Below are 17,286 nucleotides of genomic sequence, written 5' to 3' on the forward strand. Positions count from 1 at the left end.
CTTCACAGGGTCGGCCACGTTGGTTGGCATCGCGTTGCTCGCAGGGTGCCCGCTGAGATCTCAACCCGCAGGGATCCGTCCGCCCCGGGATGAGCCTCTCGTAATGCGGAACTTCGGCCGAGCGCAGGACATCGGCCAGCTCAGCCCCGCCGCCGATCTGACCACGGGCTGGCCGGGACGCTCTACCACAGGAGCCGCACTCGACGGATTGGATGCAGCAAAGGCTGCCACGAGGGCCGCCAGGGAGCGCACATCGTTCGGCTGGCGGGGGTTCGGCGGCAGGGGGGCGCTGTTGCCCGGGCCGCAAGAGTTGCCATGAATGAGAAGCTTCGGCCCACCGTTGGCAGCGGGCTGAGCCAGGGACGGCGTAGCCCATCAGGCGATGAGGAGAGCCGGGGCGGTGACGCTGATGGCGGTGCGAGCCAGCATGGTGAAGACTCTCCACCACCTGCGCCTCTATAAATCACGACGGCGATCACGGTGCGGAGGATGATTGGTCACCAGGAGCCAATCCGCGGCGTGCTCGGGAACACCACCCTTGGCTGGTCGCGCTCCACCGACGCGGCTGGGATCGCCTGTCCGGTAGCCTCATCCGCGATACCGTGTAGAACCGCGATCGCTTCGCGGGCTGGCCCGGCGAGGGGCACGTACGACAGTGATCGCTACGGCAGCTCTCGGCATAGTCGGGCCTACGCGATGGCGGCCAGCGGCGGAAAGGCGCGACCCACTGGAACCAGAGGCCGATTGACCGTCTTGATTTATGATCCTGACGTGCTTCGGAGGGGGAGAGTCATGCTGGTCTTTGCCCTTCTGTTTGCCGCCTTGGCCGTTGTTGGCGCGCTCGTAGGACTCGGACAGCTCGGCCACCCGATCTACGCTCAGTCGCTCCAAAGTTATGGCTGGGGCTTGGCCGTGAACGCTGTAGCTCTGGCTGTCTTTTTTGTGCTCATACGACGGGGCCGACTGCGCCATTGAAGCTCGGTCAAGGCCCACACGTCAGACTTAGCGCCTCACCCAAGTCGCCTGTTCCATAAGGCGATGGCTCGCGCTCGCGACGGACAATCTACTTCAGCAGCCCGCTCACCATCGCTACCATCCCGCTCCCGAACGGCATGAAAGCGGCTCCGAGCAACGCCTGTTCAAATGCACGGTCCCGAATGTCTTGAACTTCATTCGCCCTCTGTAAGCTCCATCGTTTCGGAAGCTGACAGCCAGTTGCGGCCAGATGCGAGGAAAGTCACAAGACTGAAATCCATCACATGCCCGCCCGAGGCCACGTTGCCGGTATGCCGAACGAAGCTGTGCCCGGCCGTGGGATCGAACAGCAGATGTCAGTGGTCGCCATTCGGACTGGCGTAGATCAGGCGATCAGGTTCGGAAGGGCTCATGATCGGCCTTCCGGCTAAGAGGTGCTGCTGGCCTCGCTCAGCAGCGCTCTGCGGCCTCAGCCTCCAGGTGCCTCTTGGCCCTGTTAAGCACTGAGCAGGGGTCGTGGCCCTTGGCCTTCGCGAGGAGCAGGAGATCCGTGATGAGATCCACGACATCACAGGCCGGCACGCCGCCTACCCAGCGCCGGGCGGCGCCCTCGGCATGGATGTAGGCGTCGAGGGCAGTTTGGGCGAACTCGATCCGTTCAGGCTTCGTGGCCATGGGCGTTCTCCTCGCAGTCCGGCTTCTTTGAGTGTCGAGCCAGTCCGGCTGCGCGCTTGCCGCGCCTGAATCGAATGCCTCGCCAACTGGCGAGTTCGGGTTGGCACGGTTCAGCTGGTTACAATTCGGGGCTGCTATCGTCTGCCCGCACACCCGGTCCGCTGCCTCGCAGTAGAAGTCCCGAAGCGGGAACAGTCCTTGTAGAGGCGCCAATGGCAAGCAGGTTAGCGATGCTGTTCTTCGCGGCGCCGATCACGATGGCGGCGCCGTCGACACAATCTCAGCCCGCGCCCGTGAACAACTGGGCCGAATTCCGCAACGCGATGGCCGCATGTTGGACGGTGCCGCCCGGCACCGAGGGTTCCTTGATCGCCTACCGGTTCGGTCTCGACAAGACGGGGGCCATCCGCGGCAAGCCCCTCGTCACCGCACGCCGCCTGGTCGGCGACCGAGACACGCAGCAGCGCTACGAGGAGGCAGCATCCGCTGCATTGTCGCGCTGCTTCCCCCTCAAGGTGACAGCAGCGTTCGGCGCGATCCTCGGCGAGAGCCCGATCTATCTGCGGTTCGTCAACACGCCGCCAACGGCCGCGTACCAGATCAACAACAACATGACGATCTTTGCGCCTCGGTAAGGTCTCTGCCACACTCACAAGGGCCACGCAGGGCATCGCGAGGATCACGACGGAGCGAACTGAGGGAGCGGGTTGTGGCGGACGAGGATCAACACACCTCTGATCGGTCAGCGCGCCCCCTTCCCGAATGCCTGACACGGCTGCTCATTGATTCCAGAGACCGGATCAAGCCAGAGCCTGCCAGTGGACCCAAGCCCAGTCTGTTCGACCGAGTGGCGTGGTGGCTCACGGTCGCGATGTTCGGGGCGGCGAGCCTCATCTTCGGCTTTGCGCTAAACATAACCGAGTTGTTGCCGTGACCCAGATCCTCACCGAGAAGGCGAAGGGGTAGCTGAGATGAACGACGCCGAGCCCGCAGATCTCGACGAAACCCTCCGACTCGTGACGGCGCTCGCAGAGCAGCTGATGACGTCTCAGCTCGCTGAGAGCTCGGTCTCCCCCGCGAGGATCAAGGTCCTGATAAGCGCTGCTCAGTTCCTCCATGACAACAACGTGTCATGGCCGCCCATCGTGAAAGAGGCCATGAGCAAGCTCGCGGACCGAATGGAAGCCGCTAAAGCGGTCTCAGGCGGTGGAGAGGCCGAGGGCTGAGCGCAGCGTACCGCAGGCGCCCGCCTCGCTCACGGAAGGCCGGAGAGCGACGCGAACACAGTTGAAGCATGAGGAATCCATAACGTGACGTCGTCTTCCGCGCATGATTGTTGCGGGCCTTAACCGAGGCAGACCGTCAGCTCATAACGGCATTGAGGCCGCCATACTCCTTACGCCGACGGCAGCAATTCTGCTCGTCGATCTCCGACTCCTTGCAGGCCAGCGCCAAATTCTTTCCCGGCGCCGTCTGCACCTCGATCTCGGGCAGCTTCAGCACGACCTGCTTCGCGCTCGTATTCTGATCCTGCCGGACGTCCGAAGTCCATCGCGATCGCGGTCGGCCAGTTTGGTCGACGTCGCACGAGGTCCGCTCCCCGTATCCGTCCTGGGGGCCTTTCCGCGTCGGGGGTCTTCAGCAGCCGATGCAGATGTCGTGAACGACGTGCTGATGCATCGGCCCGGTCCGCTGGTTGGGGAGTTGGCCGTCCAAGCTCCGGAACGCACCGCCGAGGAGCCGTCTCGGTTGGCGCCGGGGCAGCCCGTCAACGCGATGAGCAACCGGTTGGGCCGCCACGGCCGGCGGTAGAGCCGCCACAGCCCGGGCAGGCGCCGAGGTCAGGGCCATGCCGGTCCAGGGCGGCGTCAGTGCCATGCCCTCCGGGCGTGGCGCAGGGCCGTCCTGGGCGCTCGAGGGCACCGGTTCTGACGCCGCGACCAGCACGGCGGTGATGAGCAGTAGGCGCGACAGCATGGGCCCTCCGCCGGTAATGCCGACCAGACCGCTTCTAGTAGTCCCGTTCGCTGCTCGCGCTCATGCGCCTTGCGACGTAGTCGCTTGAGAACGAGTGCTGGCCGAACACCAGCCAAGCGAGACCGAAGCCGATTGCGCCCGCGATGAACAGGCCCGTCATCGTGCCGGTGTCCATGTTACCGACTGCGCGACTGCCTTCCCGATAGTAGCGGGAGCCGTACCGCGCGGCATTGTCCCACGCATCTGATGCCCTGCCGGTCGCTCTTCGCAACGTGTCCCTGGCGTGATCGGCAGCGCCAGCACTGCCGCCGGATGCTCCGCCGGTCTGGCTAAAGAGGTTGTCTACCATGGCCAGCCTCCCTGTCGCGCTCGGAATGGCGCATGGGAAAAACGAGCCAGCGACGAAGGCGATCCTCAGGACCGGCGATCAGGTTCAGAGCTGCTTGGCGCGCTTGGATGTCCCGTTGGTCCGGAACCAGTCCCAGAGCAGGAAGGCGGGGAACGGGAGCACGATGGCGAAGAAGATCCAGTCGAACATCTGTGGCATGGGCGAGCCTCCTGCGGTCTATAGGCCGCCAACTCGCAGAGGACGCGGCAGATCCGCAGTGCCGCGCTAGATTCAGACGCCGCCCCGGCGCAGCGACCAGATCAGGTCCCCGTTCGGATCCGTCAGGTAGATCGGGCTTGCATCCGAGCCGCTCATGCCGACCTGAATGCGCCTGACCGCTTCGAGGGTCTCTGCCCCGCTCTGAGCCTTGACGGTCGCCTTGTGCACGGGCGCGTCGAGCGTCCCGTCGGATCGGCGCAGGGCCGCAAACCGCCTGCGCATGGCTCGACCCGCCCTACCACCCGCGAGGCCTCTCGCCCACGCTGGTCGGCCGAGGTCGCCCGCAACGCCTCGGCGCCTCTTCGGCAGGTCGCACAGTGCGGATCAACGCCAAGACGCCGGCGCGAAATGGTGCGTGTCGAACACGGCATGTCGGCCGGGCGGTACGGATCAGCCAACGCCGGGGGGTTGGCGGGGTGCCGTACCTGGCCACCGAGCCACGGCCCTGCCGCCTCGCTTCCCTGATCGACTGAGCTTGTCGCCCGCATCACAAAGCGGGACCCGTACCTCTACACGAAGGCCGTCAACACGCGGCCCTTATCGCTGCCGCGCAATCATGGACTTGGCTGACGTGCCCGTCCTCATGCGAAGCGACGCATCATGCATAGCCAAGCTTCGAATTTGTTCGCGTGTGAGGCGGATCACATAAGTATTTGCACCGATCTCTATGCCTTTAATCACCCAAGCGGATGAGCCGCTCGGCAATATATCGGAGAGCGTGATGATCAGTAAGACACTCAAAACTGTGCTCGCTGCCGCCGCCCTGGCGGCTCCAGTCGGCATGTTCGCGGCGACCGACGCGCTTGCTTTTGGCGGCCATTTCGGTGGCGGGGGCGGTCACTTCGGTGGCGGCGGCTTCGGTGGCGGCGGCTTCGGTGGCGGCCACTTCGGTGGTGGCGGCTTCGGAGGCCGCGGCTTCGGAGGCCGTCACTTCGGCGGTGGCTTCGGCGGATATCGCTGGTGGGGACCCCGTCGCCTCGTCTACGTCGGCAGCACCTGCGGCTATGGCGCACACTACAGCAATTTCTGGGGCGGCTGCGTTCCGAACGATTGAACGCGGGTCTGCCAGATGTGCGACATGATCCAGCCGAGCGCTTCGTGACGGCGCTCGGTCTGCTCGCTCGCACCGAATGCGCGAGCGGCGTTCGTGAGGGGCGCCACCATCACAGGTTAGTGACCAGCCGATTTGCCCGACGTTACCTTGGACAGGTCGGCTTCGGTCGGCCTCCACGCCCGCTACGCGGCTCATCCCCCCGATGCTGAGCGGGTGGGCGTGGATGCTCTTCTGACTGAGCACTGAGATGTAGGATTATCTGACATAGAAAGCCGGATTTTAGGATAGGGTTGTCCGGCTGATTCCAACGGAGGGGTCGCAGCGATGGACGAGATCTTGTGGATCCGCTCAGCCGACCATGATCCAGCCGTGAAGGTTGGCACCCGTATCCAGCCGGAAGCGACCTTGCCAATCCTCGAGGTGAAGGATCGGCACCCGGTCGCGATGCTGTTTAAGAACGGCGAGACCTGGGAGATTAAACCCTTCACCCAACTGACCCTCCGGGAGGCTGCTGCCAAGCCGGCGGAGCCAGCCAAACCCCAAAGCTTTGTCTTGGTTGACCCTTCCTGAAGGGGACTGTCGAACCGATCCGCTGCCTTTTGGAAGAGGCGTTGAGAGCGAAGCAACCATAGGTGATGCATGAGCGACCCGGAGCCAGATGCCATTTTTCGAGAACGGTTGTTCCGTGTCGTCAGCGAGGAGCTTCGCCCCTCTGTCGAGAGGGCGACTGGAACTGAGCTTGACGCCATCGGCCGCCGGTACGATCGGTTCAGAACCGGCGTGCCGCTGAAGGCCTTTGAAGCAGCGGGCGACCGTCCTACTCCCAAACTGCCCGAGGGGTTGTGGAATAGGCGCTGACGTGAAGCAGCCGTAGGACAGCTACATATTGCGAGAGCTTCGCGAGCCACGTGGCTGACCAAGGCGTCGCGCCCGGCCTGCCAATGACGATGCGGGCGGCAACTGGAGCATTGGTGTCCCGTAACTCGCCGTCCGGCAGCTGACGGCTGTCTTCGGGATCTCGGCGCGCAGGTTCGGCCTGATGCAATTTGGGCGTCTCGGTGCATGTCACCGCTGCCGCTTCAGCGCTCCTCACGTCGCCCCGTTGCTGACCCCATCGCGAAGGCGGGCAGGTATTTCGACATTCTCACCTCGGCAGCTATCCTGCCGGTATGCGCTACGCCCCTTCAGCTGCAGCGAGATGAGTCTCGTGCTGGCGCTGAAGCTCTTCAAAGGTGGCGAGAAGGGCCTCAGCCTCCTCGACAGGCAGCCCGTCCGCTCTCAGTTGAGCAACGAGCGCGCGCTGTTTGGTGACATGCTCCGCGCCCTCGCGCACATGCCGCCGAAGCATTTCGATCTTGGTTTCCCCGGCGCTCATCCAGCCAGCATAGCCCATTCGGTCCGAGCTGTATCGCTTCAGTGGAGACTGGGGCGCCGCTCCTTCGATCCTAGCTCAAGTTGCGCGGCCACCAAGGTGCCGACCCGTTTAGCTGCTTCAGGACTGGGAAACATCGCCTCCGAGCGCTCAATGGCAATCCATGGGTTTGCCCCGTAGATCGCCCATGCCCACGGTCTTGGGCCCTTCCCACAAAGCTGAGCTTCGACACGAAGACCTTGATTGAAGCGCCCGACCATAATCGTGGGTGTATGCCGCATTGGGCGTCCGCTATCCTTAACCTGCGTCAGTCCGCCGCAGACTAAAGTATGGGGCAACGCGGACCTCATCAAGGGATCCGCGACTCCCCTCTTGCCCGCCGTTGGCCAGCGCTGCGAAGGAGCAGCGGCTACGTCTTGAGTCCGCTCGTCCGCCGCTTGGTCCAGATGATCCGCCCGGCATCGTCTCTCAAGGTCGCGCATCCCGCTCGATTGGCGAGTAGGCGTGCAAACCGGGCATCGGCGCCAGCTATCGCCTCAACAGCCGTCGGGGCAACGATCTGCTCGCTCGCGACCGAGAGTCCGCTCACGCAGCGGCGGTGGATGGAGCATTCGAGGTGGAACACAGCCATCCATTCCCGGAAGCAATGCGTCTGCCAGACGCGATTGCTGAGGCCTAATCGGGAGGGCCGGTTTTCAACCCGAGGGATGAAGTTGGGTGAAAGGTTGGGCGGAACTGTATGGGCTAGCTACGGTTCCCTCTGGTCCGGAGTACCCCAGAGGAACTGATCGATGCCAAACGGTGCTCAGGATCGTCGGCCACGCACCGCCGGTCCGAAACCCGACGAAGCGCGAAGCTTTACAGATGTGCTGCGCAATCAGGCGCAGGGTTATGTCGAGAAGCGCAGAGCCGACGCGGCGCGACTCGTGTCGGATGTTGGTGGCGCCATCCGTGATACTGGCACCAGCTTCGAAGGGCTGTCGCAGCTGAAAGAGTTCTTCGATCAGGCTGCGCTCGGCGTCGACGAGTTCGCCGAGGGCATCTCCCGCCGCTCCTTTGCGGAGATGTACGACGAGGTCCACGCCGCAGTCCGACGCCGGCCTGCTCTGGCCACCGCCGCGGCTGTTCTGGCTGGCTTCGCGCTGTTTCGCACCCTGAACGCTCAGGGTGGCCGACCGATCCCACGCTCCCATGCCGTGGTGCCGGTCGACGTCCTTCCAACGCCAGACCTCTGAGAGGCCGGGATGGTCGAGCCAGGAGTACGCGGCATCCCAGCCTTGGTCGGCGATGTGATCCGTGAGTTTCGTGACCTTGTCGGCAGTGAGATTACGCTGTTTCGCACCGAGATGGCGCAGGGCGTTCATCGCTTGTCCCTTGGTCTCAGCATAATGCTCATGGCGGCAGTGTTCGCCATCGCGGGCCTGTTTACGCTGCTTTTAGCCCTGGTAAAGGGCGTCGCCGTCCTCGTACAATCGGATGCCCTTGCAGCGCTGATCGTAGGTGGCATCTTCCTCCTGCTCGCGCTTGGGCTGGGACTGTTTGGGCGCAGCAAGGCTTCACTTTCCACGCTTGAGCCCACGCGCACGGAGCGGCAGATCAAGCAGGACGCACAGATTCTCACGGAGAGCAGGGACGCATGAGCACCTCCCCCGATGATCTGGAGCGGGACGTTGAGGCGAGCCGTGGGCGACTGGACCAAACCTTGGCCGATCTGCAGGCACGACTGAACCGGCCGGGGATACCGCGCAACTTCACTGACCTGCGACAGTCAGGGCAGGCCGCAAGCCAGACAATCGAGCGGTTCATCACCGACGTGCGGGCCAACCCCGTGCCGGCATTGCTGATTGCCGCTGGCTTTGGCCTACTGGTCTACGAGGCGTTCCGAACAGCGGCGGAGCGGCGGAGGCTCGCGGCTGTCCCCACAGGATCCGCTGTGGCCCCATCGGTACCCGGCCATTCCAGAAGGCCGTAGCGACCGCCGACATCCTCGCTCCCCTGCTGATGCGGACTCCGGACACTCCAACGGGGAAGCAGGACCGGGCTCCGCTGGCCGTCGGGTTCGCAGGAGCCTTCCGCCGCTCCATACCGGTGGTCCTCGACATCGCCGACCGGGCCGACGATGTTGAGGGTCTGCAGGACCTGGACCAACACGAGGCCCGCCGCGGCCAGGGCCGAATGGCCCATCGCTGCTCTGCCGTAAGGCAACCGCACGAGCGCGTACCCTCACCACAAACCACGGAGAAGGTTCGGCAGACGGCGCCACCTTCTTCGTCGGGCCAGTAGCCGTTTCAACGGTTGATCGGCAGGCGACCCACAATCGATCCCGCTTCATCCCGCACGATCAGCGTCCAAGACCGGCCCGGACCAGCTTTGATCACATCATCCGCCATCTCGGCGATGACGTTTTGCGCTTCAGTAAGCGCCTCACCGAGGTCCGCAGCCTCGACGCCCTCCTCATCCGAGATCCCGTCCTCGCCGTTCGACACATCGAAGAAGAAGCGTGGGAACAATGCCGCCTCCTGATGCACGGTCGTCACAAAGGGCGGCTGGTGCGACCGCCTACGTAGTTCGACCTCATGCTAGGGGGGCTCCCGAACGGAATAAAGATATCCGTTCGGCCGCTTCGGGTAGGTATTCCGACTTGTCAACACCCTTAAAAAATGCCCTATTCAGTACCAACGCGGTTTGATGTCCCCACATCACGCGAGATTAGCGGCTATGTGCTGAGTTGTTGGCCGGAATTTTGAGGGGGCTGCAATGCTTGCGACGATTGAGCAGCTGTCGGCACTCGCCGATATATCCGGGGATCCAAATAAAGAAAGATTGCGCTCGCATATTGCCAAAATGTTGGCGAAAATCCCCACCGCCAAGCGGCCCAGAACAGCCAATACCCAAGAATACATCGAAACTGAGCTGTCGTAGATCGCACGCCACGCCCAGACCTACCCCCGGCACTTTGAAGCCGCACAACCTAGTAGCTGCTCAGCTTCTACCCACAACCGGAGCGCGTCGCGCAATCCGGCGGTGTATGCTTGGCGCTGTCTGAGCACGTCGTACTACGCCAGGGGCGCAACCGTCGTTCAGATGCGCGACGTGGTAGGGTTGCCACGGAGGGCGCGGGAAACCGAGGCGCTGCACTGGGCGATGCCGCGGCGGTTCGGGCGGCACGGCCTCCGGAGCAGTACGCGCGCGAGGAGCGCGCGGAAGCGATTTGCGGCATCGTTTCAGCGCTGTGTTCAGTGTCCACTTCAGTGCGTCCGCCCGAATGCAGGCATCAATTGCATGCGAAAATGGGGCGGTATAGTTTCCGGCGAGATTGCGAGTTCTGACCCGACCCGACGGCGCAGGACGCTGAAATCACCCCCAGAACGCCCCAACCGTTACTGCACAGTCCAGTGTCGCCAATAGCGCCGCCCGCAGGACACAGAGCAGATGATGAGATAGACATAAAGCCACCGAGCACGGTCGCATCCTATTGAATTCTTTCATCCCAAACACGGAGAGCCGTCAGCCTCGCCCTGCATCTCAGAAGAAAGGCCTTGATCATGAAGATCCTTATGGTTCTGACCTCTCACGATCAGCTGGGAAACACAGGCCGAAAGACAGGTTTTTGGCTTGAGGAACTGGCGGCGCCGTACTTCGTGTTCAAGGATGCCGGTGCCGAGATCGTGCTCGCTTCCCCGAAGGGGGGCCAGCCTCCGCTTGATCCGAAGAGCAACGAGCCCAGCTTCCAAACCGAGATTACGCATCGCTTCGAAGCCGATGCAGCCGCGACTGCGCAGCTCGCATCGACGGTTCCCCTTGAGAGCGTCACACAGGAAGACTTCGATACCGTCTTCTATCCCGGCGGCCATGGACCGATGTGGGATTTGGCGGAAGACAAGAACTCGATCAGGCTATTAGAAGCTCTGGCTGCCTCCGGCAAGACCTTCGCGTTGGTCTGTCATGCCCCGGGAACATTACGTCACGTTAAAGGACCAGACGGCAAGCCCTTCGTCGAGGGCAAGACTGTGACCGGCTTCACCAATGGCGAGGAGGAAGAGGTCGGATTGACCAAGGTTGTCCCCTTCCTGGTCGAGGACGAACTTATGAGGCTCGGCGCAATCTTCTCCAAAGTCAGGAACTGGGGCGTTCACACAGCCATTGATGGCCGGCTGATCACAGGACAGAACCCAGCCTCGTCAGGTCCGACAGCCAAGGTCCTTCTCGAAACCCTCAAGAGGACGAAGTAGCTCCGCACCTCGGCCGCAATCGTCGCGACGAGGCATTGCACGTGTCCGGCCGGGGGTCGAGGAACACCACCTCGGGGCCATCTGCGGGAGCCCTGAAGCGCAGCAACCGCAGCCCGGTCGCACACGATCCCCGAACCATCGCGGGACTCAATCGTCTTGGTCGCGATCAGCGCCATCTGACGGTCGGCCTCGATCCCAGCGTTGCAGGCGGCGCGCGCGGGGTCATGGGCACCATCCTGGCGGGTCACCCTAAGCTTCGCACACGCTCGCCACCCGCGCCGGCAGCCTCGGCTCCCTTGCGCTTGAGAGCGGACCGGAAAGCGATGGCGGCCGGGGCGCTCGATGTCATCGAGAAGGGCGCGGACCGAAGCGCTAGCGGTCTCCGGTCCGCGTGGGCAGCGCGATCCATCATGGGCGCTCTCCTGCTAGACCGACCCAAGCCTCGCGGATGAAGGCGAGACGCCGCTCGGCACGAGTAGGGTCGGCGCCCGCAACCTGCTGCAGAACCGCCTCCATCGCCTCGAGGCCACCCAGCGCTGCGGCGGCCTCACCCTGGCGGCGCATGGCAGAGCGGTGAACCCTCATCGCTGGCCCAGCCTTCGGCCCTGTCTCGACGGCCTCCAAGGTCGAAATCAGGGCAGCCACGATAGGGGCGACCTCGCGCCAGGTCGGCACCGGCGTCTGCTCCGGCACCACCTGAGGCGGCTGGCTCGGAGGCGGCGCGGCGAAGTTTGTGGTCAGCGGGCGCTTCATAGCGATCCTCCTCAGGCGGATAAGATGAGCCGATAATCGACCGGTGCACAGCGGCGGGGGCGCATGACCAGAGGGCAGGGGACACGCAGATCCGGCGAGGACAGCCTCTCGCGCCACATCCTGCCCAATGCGGGAACGATGGTCGGCGTCTGCACCACACTGATAGGGCTGGTGAAGATCGCCGAGGGATGGATTGGGCCGAGCCACGTCGACGAGGCCGCCGCCCTGACCGCCATCCTGTTTCTGGTGAGCGCCATCGCATCCTACCTTTCGATCCGCCTTGAGGCCGAAAACGGCCCTGCGGTCAGCCTGGAGCGCTGCGCCGACGTCTGCTTTGTCCTCGGGCTGGTCAGCCTGTCGGTGATTGCGATCCTGTTCGCCTACGAGACGATCTGATAGCCGACCGACGGGACGCCCTGAGGCCGCAAAGGCCTCCCCGGGATCGGCATGGCGGAGGCCGGCACCCGACAGGATCCGAGCGCGTCGCGACGGATTTGGCCGCCAACCTCCACGATCAGCTCAGCATCAGGCTTGCGGGACGTGGTGGCCCTTCAGGCCGTGGATCGGAAGGTCGGATGTCATTCCCGCGCACCGTCGAGACCGGCCCACAGCTCGGTGAGCAGGGCGCGGCGCTCAGCCTCACGGCCCGGAGCCTTGCTGATCCGGTTCAGGGCGGCCGCAAGGGCGTCCGGGCCGCCGGCGTCGAGGATCGTGCGCCCGTGACGGCGCATGGCCGCCCTGTAGGCCTCTGCTGTTCGCCCGGTCGCGACGCCAGTCTCGATACTGCCGAGAAGGCGAAAGATGGCCTCCTCGGCCCGGGCAATCTCACGAGCGACGGCGAGCTGAGTGAGGAGGCTCATGGCTGCACCCTCCCGTTCGTCATCAAGGGCAGACTGGCCCAAGCCGAGATCGTTATTCTCGAACGCGCTAACTTGTGACGCAACAATCGAAGCAATGCGGACGCAATCCAGCTTAGCCATACGGTCGCCCCAGGACGGCTGATTCACAGCCACACGACCGAGGGGACAACCAATGGCCACCAAGATGGTGACCAAGGGCACGACCGCGACCGGCCACATCATGGCCTGGTCCATAATGTCGGGCTTGGCCCTTGCCCTCCTCCAGTGCGCACAGACAGCGGCGCTGCCGGCGCACATCGTGTGAGCTGTCACAGGTGACCCGCACTGGCAGGGACGAGGGGATGACGATGGTTCAAGTCTGGGATCGGCGACGTATCGGTAGCGTGTTGCTGCGCGGCCTGCTGACGGCCGTATTTCTGGCAGCAGCCGGCATGAAATTCGCCGCCGTGCCGTTCGAAGTCGCAGGCTTCACCCACTTCGGCTACCCGGTGTGGTTCATGTACGCAGTTGGCGCCGTGCAGCTCATCGGCGCCATCCTGCTCTGGACGCGCGGCTGTGCGGGGTACGGCGCGCTGTTGCTCTCGGTCCTGATGGTCGGCGCGGTCGGCAGCCATCTGCTTGCTGGTGACCCGGCCCTGATGCCGCTTCCCGCTTTTGTGCTCCTGATCCTGCTGGGCGGTGTCGCCTATGCTCGCCGATCCGAGCTTCTGCGATTGAGCCCCCGAGCGGAGATGCAACGGGCCTAAGGGCCGCCCCGCACCTGCGATTGAGGCATGGCGGGGGAGGGGCAACCGATCTGCCGGCCGTGTGGGTGGCCTCAGACGGTGGGACACGCGTTCGAAAAACGTCATGATCCCGTCGGAACGCGGACTGTCCCACCCGCGAGCGAGTCATTGATCTTGCTCACTCCGTGCGCATCTCTCCTGGGCGCCAATTGCCTGACAGCAGCCCGCCAAGTCGTTGGCGGGCTTTGTTGTTTCTGAGGGGATTTGCGCAGGACCCGCTCGGGGCTGGCCTGGGTCGCCCTGCTGGCGTGCGGGGGCGTTTTCGTGCGGAAATCTTCGTGCCTCACGTCCGCGCGTGCCCCCCACAGAGGCCTCACGGTCGCCGTTCGGGCGCATCGGCTCGCAGCAGACGCAGCCGGAGGCTTGGTGCACAGCCGATGACGGGCGATGCCCCGCAGCCGACGACACAGCTCGCTTCAGCCTGACGACGCTGATCCTCGCCGGTCGGATTGCTGCACTGGCAGTGAGAGGCCCGCCCAGCGATGGCGCCGGCCGACAAAGGTCTTGGAGATGCGCCAAACGGCGATCTGGCTTCCGCTGGCAGCGTAGTCGCGACGCAGCACCTGTGCGGAGACGTGCACAGCTCACCTTAGACGCCGTGGCGGTTCTCTTCGTGCGCTCCGCGCTCAGCCGGGCGTCAAGCTCCATTTTTTTACGGGAGGCGGATTACCGCGCCACGGCGGACGTCAACACTTCGACATGCCAAGCTTGAATGCATTCTGCGTTCCGCCGCCTTCCGGGCCCGCGACGGGTTCGCCCCGGCACTGCAAGTGTCGCGGTCGAGCATCGGATGGCTGCCGAGCCTCTGCGGGATAGAGCATCCCGTGGTCGGGGACGGCGCCTTAAATAGCTTGATGCGCCCAATAGTATAACTTACCCGGCCGCCCACATTCCCCGCCTGCATCAAGCATTTGTCCTGTCAAAAGCGCGAAGCGTATCAAAGACAACAGGAAGTTTACATGCGTTCACTCGTTCTCGGCGCCGTCCTCGCCGTCCTGATCCCGCTCTCCGCGCAGGCCCAGGAGGCCGGAGATGCGGCCGCCGGCGAGAAGGCGTTCGCGCCCTGCAAGGCGTGCCACAACTTCCAGAAGAACGGCGTGGGTCCGGACCTGAAGGGCGTCGTCGGTCGCAAGGCCGGCACCTACGAGGGCTACAACTACTCCGCCGCGCTGAAGAATTCCGGCATCACCTGGGACGAGGCCAACCTTCACGAGTGGCTGAAGAACCCGAAGGCCAAGGTGCCCGGCAACAAAATGATCTTCCAGGGCTACCCCGACGACAAGAAGATCAACGACGTGATCGCCTACCTCAAGACGCAATCTTAAGTCTACACCATCGGCCGATTTGGCAGAAAACAGACTTTTCGCGCCGCACTCATCGAATTCAAGCCCGCCCAGCTACGCTGAGGCGGGCATTGGTGTAAATTTGAGAATACCCGGATGATATTTCACTCATGCTGTCACCGCGACAGCTTCCCATCACGCGAAAAACTGTTATCCTGCAAACAGTCGCTCGGCGTAACGCACCGCGCGTCCTATTCCTTCAGCCCCGCCGGCCGCTGCCGCGCGGGGCTTTTTCGTGGCCGCCGCTGCGCCACGCTCCATGCGGAGTCGGCTTCTCTCCCCTGAAGCGCAGCCCTGAAAAGGGAGCACCCTGTCCAGCGGCGCGGGCCTGGCGCACGGTCGGAGTCCCGCAGACGAACAGAAGCGCGCCCGGCGACCACACGGCCCGGTAACCACCGCCAACCATCTTTCCGCCGGGCCGCGTTGCGCATCCGCTCGGCTCATCGCTGGTGAGATCGGACGCGCCCCGCCCCGTGACCGGATCGAGGCGGAACCGCGCGCTTGATGGGCCTCGCACCCGCACCAAGGCGATTCCCGCGCTCGCACTACGGCTCACCATTGCTATAGGAGTCCACGCATGCGTTTGATCCTCGCCACCGCGTTCCTCGCTTGCCTCAGCACGGCCGCCTCAGCCGGTGAGCCGCTGGCGGACGGCCCTGTGGCCGCCGGAAGCTTCGGGATGAGCGGGGCGGACTACTACGGCGATACCCACTCACACATGCCATTCACGGATGAGGAGGCGCCGCGGCCGATCGGCATGGCCGATCTGGGACGCGTGCGCGCTGTTCGCGGGCGCGCAGACGCTCCTTCTCGAAAGCCCGCGCGGCACGGGCGCGCCCATCACGGCTGAGTTGAACGGGGCATAGCCCTCTAGCTTGCGCCACGTCCGTGACGGCTGGATGTCCTGCGCCTGCAGCCCGGCCCGGGTCATTCGGCATGGGCGAAATTCCTCACGTCTCTGGATGCGGCCGCCTTCTCGGAATTGGCCTGCGGCAACGTCCTCATCGGAACATTGATGGGCTGACCTCTAACGCGGGTCGGCCAAGAGCCGGTCGTGACGCACACCACCGAGCCTCACGCCATCGGTGGCCCGATTGCGCACTGGCCAGGATCGCCAGCCCTGCCGTCGGCGGTGAAGCGCGGTGCGGGCCATAGCGGCAGCCAGGCTCGCACCGGGCGCATCAATGGGCGCCGGGCGGCAGTGGGGCCGGGATCATCATGAAGTAGATCCCGTAGGCGACGAGCGCCGCGATTAGGAGAGCGGCGACGATCAGGCCATAGCGATTGGTTCGGACCGGGGCGCGTTTCACGTCGGACGGATCAGCCATCGGACCTCCAAACCTGTCGAAGATCCAACCGGAGACACAGCCGACGGTTCGCGCCGGGCGCGAGAATTGGCCGACCGACCCGGGCTCCGCGAATCCTTCCGATCCCACCGGATCCGCGTCTTACGCGTTGTCCCCCCGGATCGCCGCGATGACCGCATCGGTGACCTGCCGGGTCGTCGCGGTGCCGCCCAGGTCGGGCGTGTGCAGGCTCGGATCCGCGGTCACCCGCTCGACCGCGCGCATCAGCCGGTCGGCCGCCGGCTTCTCGCCCAGATGCTCCAGCATCTGGCAGGCCGTCCAGAAGGTCGCGATCGGGTTGGCGATGCCCTTGCCGGTGATGTCGAAGGCCGAACCGTGGATCGGCTCGAACATCGACGGGAAGGTCCGCTCCGGATTGATGTTGGCGGTCGGGGCGATGCCGAGCGATCCCGCCAGGGCCGCCGCAAGGTCCGACAGGATGTCGGCGTGCAGATTGGTCGCCACGATGGTGTCGAGCGTCTCGGGCTTCATCACCATGCGCATGGTCATCGCGTCGACCAGCATCTTGTCCCAGGTCACGTCGGGGAAATCTCTGGCGACCTCGGCGGCGATCTCGTCCCACATCACCATCGCGTGGCGCTGGGCGTTCGACTTCGTGACCACGGTCAGGAGCTTACGTGGACGGCTCCGGGCGAGATTGAATGCGTAGCGGATGATGCGATCGACACCATTGCGGGTCATCATCGACACGTCGGTGGCGACCTCATTGGGATGACCCTGGTGGACCCGGCCGCCCACACCCGCATATTCGCCTTCCGAGTTCTCGCGCACGATCACCCAGTCGAGTTCCGGGCCCGAGACGTGGCGCAGCGGGCTGGTGATGCCCGGCAGGATGCGCGTCGGACGGACGTTGGCGTACTGGTCGAAGGGCTGGCAGATCGCGAGCCGAAGGCCCCAGAGGCTGATGTGGTCGGGCACGTCCGGCGCGCCGACCGCGCCGAAGAAGATCGCATCGTGATTCCTGATCTGCTCGCGGCCGTCCGCGGGCATCATCACGCCATGCGTCTTGTAGTAGTCCGAGCCCCAGTCGAAGTGATCGAACCTGAAGCGGAAGGATCCGGTCTTATCGGCAAGGACGTCGAGCACCTCGACACCGGCCGCGATGACTTCGACGCCGATGCCGTCCGCGGGGATGGCGGCGATAATGTAGGTCTTCATGGAAATTTTCCGTGGGCGTGAGAACGGGACAGTGTGCGGGGAGGCGGCAAAGGGACGAAGGCGGAGCGGACCAGCTGCCCGGCCAAGGAGGCCGGACCGCCTGCGCGGCTACCGGTCCAACCCTTGAT

General features: G+C 64.3%; 24 protein-coding genes and 1 pseudogene. 14 read left to right on the plus strand and 11 right to left on the minus strand.

Annotated features, from left to right (window positions below):
• Window positions 1–1,425 precede the first annotated feature (1,425 nt).
• Complete coding sequence (locus ACYCO6_RS10910; protein WP_459771788.1) at window positions 1,426–1,650, minus strand: hypothetical protein; 225 nt, start codon at window positions 1,648–1,650, stop codon at window positions 1,426–1,428.
• Between the two features lie 212 nt (window positions 1,651–1,862).
• Here ACYCO6_RS10910 and ACYCO6_RS10915 point away from each other — a divergent pair, with 212 nt between their 5' ends.
• Complete coding sequence (locus ACYCO6_RS10915; protein WP_459771789.1) at window positions 1,863–2,285, plus strand: hypothetical protein; 423 nt, start codon at window positions 1,863–1,865, stop codon at window positions 2,283–2,285.
• 336 nt (window positions 2,286–2,621) lie between these two features.
• Window positions 2,622–2,876, plus strand: coding sequence for a hypothetical protein (locus tag ACYCO6_RS10920; RefSeq protein ID WP_459771790.1), 255 nt, complete (start codon window positions 2,622–2,624; stop codon window positions 2,874–2,876).
• Between the two features lie 154 nt (window positions 2,877–3,030).
• Here ACYCO6_RS10920 and ACYCO6_RS10925 read toward each other — a convergent pair.
• The 4 genes and pseudogenes from ACYCO6_RS10925 to ACYCO6_RS10940 form a co-directional block, all read right to left on the minus strand.
• Window positions 3,031–3,153, minus strand: a pseudogene (locus ACYCO6_RS10925) (IS3 family transposase); the annotation flags it as partial.
• 135 nt (window positions 3,154–3,288) lie between these two features.
• Entirely contained in the window at window positions 3,289–3,627 is a 339-nt protein-coding gene (locus ACYCO6_RS10930) for a hypothetical protein (protein ID WP_459771791.1), read from the minus strand.
• A gap of 34 nt (window positions 3,628–3,661) precedes the next feature.
• Window positions 3,662–3,976 (minus strand): hypothetical protein, encoded by a 315-nt coding sequence (locus ACYCO6_RS10935; protein ID WP_459771792.1) that lies wholly within the window; start codon window positions 3,974–3,976, stop codon window positions 3,662–3,664.
• A 270-nt stretch (window positions 3,977–4,246) separates the two neighbouring features.
• Window positions 4,247–4,456, minus strand: coding sequence for a hypothetical protein (locus ACYCO6_RS10940; RefSeq protein ID WP_459771793.1), 210 nt, complete (start codon window positions 4,454–4,456; stop codon window positions 4,247–4,249).
• Between the two features lie 499 nt (window positions 4,457–4,955).
• On the opposite strand from ACYCO6_RS10940, the gene ACYCO6_RS10945 reads away from it, so the two are divergent.
• Window positions 4,956–5,288, plus strand: coding sequence for a hypothetical protein (locus ACYCO6_RS10945; protein ID WP_459771794.1), 333 nt, complete (start codon window positions 4,956–4,958; stop codon window positions 5,286–5,288).
• Window positions 5,289–5,612: 324 nt separating this feature from the next.
• Window positions 5,613–5,858, plus strand: a complete 246-nt coding sequence (locus tag ACYCO6_RS10950) for a hypothetical protein (protein WP_459771795.1) — start codon at window positions 5,613–5,615, stop codon at window positions 5,856–5,858.
• Window positions 5,859–6,462: 604 nt separating this feature from the next.
• Here the strand turns inward: ACYCO6_RS10950 and ACYCO6_RS10955 are convergent.
• A complete protein-coding gene (locus ACYCO6_RS10955) occupies window positions 6,463–6,681 on the minus strand; it encodes a hypothetical protein (RefSeq protein ID WP_459771796.1) in 219 nt (72 codons plus the stop codon).
• A gap of 845 nt (window positions 6,682–7,526) precedes the next feature.
• On the opposite strand from ACYCO6_RS10955, the gene ACYCO6_RS10960 reads away from it, so the two are divergent.
• The 3 genes from ACYCO6_RS10960 to ACYCO6_RS10970 are packed head-to-tail and all read left to right on the plus strand — an operon-like array spanning window position 7,527 to window position 8,632.
• Window positions 7,527–7,895, plus strand: coding sequence for a hypothetical protein (locus ACYCO6_RS10960; protein ID WP_459771797.1), 369 nt, complete (start codon window positions 7,527–7,529; stop codon window positions 7,893–7,895).
• A 9-nt stretch (window positions 7,896–7,904) separates the two neighbouring features.
• Window positions 7,905–8,300 (plus strand): phage holin family protein, encoded by a 396-nt coding sequence (locus ACYCO6_RS10965; RefSeq protein ID WP_459771798.1) that lies wholly within the window; start codon window positions 7,905–7,907, stop codon window positions 8,298–8,300.
• On the plus strand, window positions 8,297–8,632 hold the full coding sequence (locus ACYCO6_RS10970) for a DUF3618 domain-containing protein (protein WP_459771799.1): 336 nt from the start codon (window positions 8,297–8,299) through the stop codon (window positions 8,630–8,632). Before ACYCO6_RS10965 ends, ACYCO6_RS10970 begins: the two co-directional genes overlap by 4 nt.
• A gap of 316 nt (window positions 8,633–8,948) precedes the next feature.
• On the opposite strand, the gene ACYCO6_RS10975 is transcribed toward ACYCO6_RS10970, so the two are convergent.
• The gene (locus ACYCO6_RS10975; RefSeq protein ID WP_459771800.1) at window positions 8,949–9,197 is read right to left on the minus strand and encodes a DUF6894 family protein; all 249 of its coding nucleotides are present in this window, start codon (window positions 9,195–9,197) and stop codon (window positions 8,949–8,951) included.
• Window positions 9,198–9,417: 220 nt separating this feature from the next.
• Between ACYCO6_RS10975 and ACYCO6_RS10980 the strand changes: the two genes are divergently transcribed.
• Together ACYCO6_RS10980 and ACYCO6_RS10985 are read left to right on the plus strand one after the other, a co-directional pair.
• Window positions 9,418–9,582 carry a hypothetical protein gene (locus tag ACYCO6_RS10980; protein ID WP_459771801.1) on the plus strand — a complete coding sequence of 55 codons (165 nt, stop codon included), beginning with the start codon at window positions 9,418–9,420 and terminating at the stop codon, window positions 9,580–9,582.
• Between the two features lie 623 nt (window positions 9,583–10,205).
• Entirely contained in the window at window positions 10,206–10,892 is a 687-nt protein-coding gene (locus ACYCO6_RS10985; RefSeq protein ID WP_459773524.1) for a type 1 glutamine amidotransferase domain-containing protein, read from the plus strand.
• Between the two features lie 408 nt (window positions 10,893–11,300).
• Here ACYCO6_RS10985 and ACYCO6_RS10990 read toward each other — a convergent pair whose 3' ends face one another.
• A complete protein-coding gene (locus ACYCO6_RS10990; protein WP_459771802.1) occupies window positions 11,301–11,645 on the minus strand; it encodes a hypothetical protein in 345 nt (114 codons plus the stop codon).
• A 63-nt stretch (window positions 11,646–11,708) separates the two neighbouring features.
• On the opposite strand from ACYCO6_RS10990, the gene ACYCO6_RS10995 reads away from it, so the two are divergent.
• A complete protein-coding gene (locus ACYCO6_RS10995; RefSeq protein WP_459771803.1) occupies window positions 11,709–12,041 on the plus strand; it encodes a hypothetical protein in 333 nt (110 codons plus the stop codon).
• A 182-nt stretch (window positions 12,042–12,223) separates the two neighbouring features.
• On the opposite strand, the gene ACYCO6_RS11000 is transcribed toward ACYCO6_RS10995, so the two are convergent.
• Window positions 12,224–12,505, minus strand: a complete 282-nt coding sequence (locus tag ACYCO6_RS11000) for a hypothetical protein (protein ID WP_459771804.1) — start codon at window positions 12,503–12,505, stop codon at window positions 12,224–12,226.
• Window positions 12,506–12,677: 172 nt separating this feature from the next.
• Between ACYCO6_RS11000 and ACYCO6_RS11005 the strand changes: the two genes are divergently transcribed.
• The 4 genes from ACYCO6_RS11005 (at window position 12,678) to ACYCO6_RS11020 (ending at window position 15,483) form a co-directional block, all read left to right on the plus strand.
• Window positions 12,678–12,809: a hypothetical protein gene (locus ACYCO6_RS11005; protein ID WP_459771805.1), complete on the plus strand. Its 132-nt coding sequence runs from the start codon at window positions 12,678–12,680 to the stop codon at window positions 12,807–12,809.
• Between the two features lie 37 nt (window positions 12,810–12,846).
• Window positions 12,847–13,251 (plus strand): DoxX family protein, encoded by a 405-nt coding sequence (locus tag ACYCO6_RS11010; protein ID WP_459771806.1) that lies wholly within the window; start codon window positions 12,847–12,849, stop codon window positions 13,249–13,251.
• Window positions 13,252–14,249: 998 nt separating this feature from the next.
• Complete coding sequence (locus tag ACYCO6_RS11015; protein WP_459771807.1) at window positions 14,250–14,615, plus strand: c-type cytochrome; 366 nt, start codon at window positions 14,250–14,252, stop codon at window positions 14,613–14,615.
• A 595-nt stretch (window positions 14,616–15,210) separates the two neighbouring features.
• Window positions 15,211–15,483 (plus strand): hypothetical protein, encoded by a 273-nt coding sequence (locus ACYCO6_RS11020; protein ID WP_459771808.1) that lies wholly within the window; start codon window positions 15,211–15,213, stop codon window positions 15,481–15,483.
• Between the two features lie 331 nt (window positions 15,484–15,814).
• On the opposite strand, the gene ACYCO6_RS11025 is transcribed toward ACYCO6_RS11020, so the two are convergent.
• Window positions 15,815–15,961 carry a hypothetical protein gene (locus tag ACYCO6_RS11025; protein ID WP_459771809.1) on the minus strand — a complete coding sequence of 49 codons (147 nt, stop codon included), beginning with the start codon at window positions 15,959–15,961 and terminating at the stop codon, window positions 15,815–15,817.
• A gap of 120 nt (window positions 15,962–16,081) precedes the next feature.
• Window positions 16,082–17,158: a tartrate dehydrogenase gene (locus ACYCO6_RS11030; RefSeq protein ID WP_459771810.1), complete on the minus strand. Its 1,077-nt coding sequence runs from the start codon at window positions 17,156–17,158 to the stop codon at window positions 16,082–16,084.
• Between the last annotated feature and the right edge of the window lie 128 nt (window positions 17,159–17,286).

The sequence above is a fragment of the Methylobacterium sp. CM6257 genome, assembly GCF_054611515.1.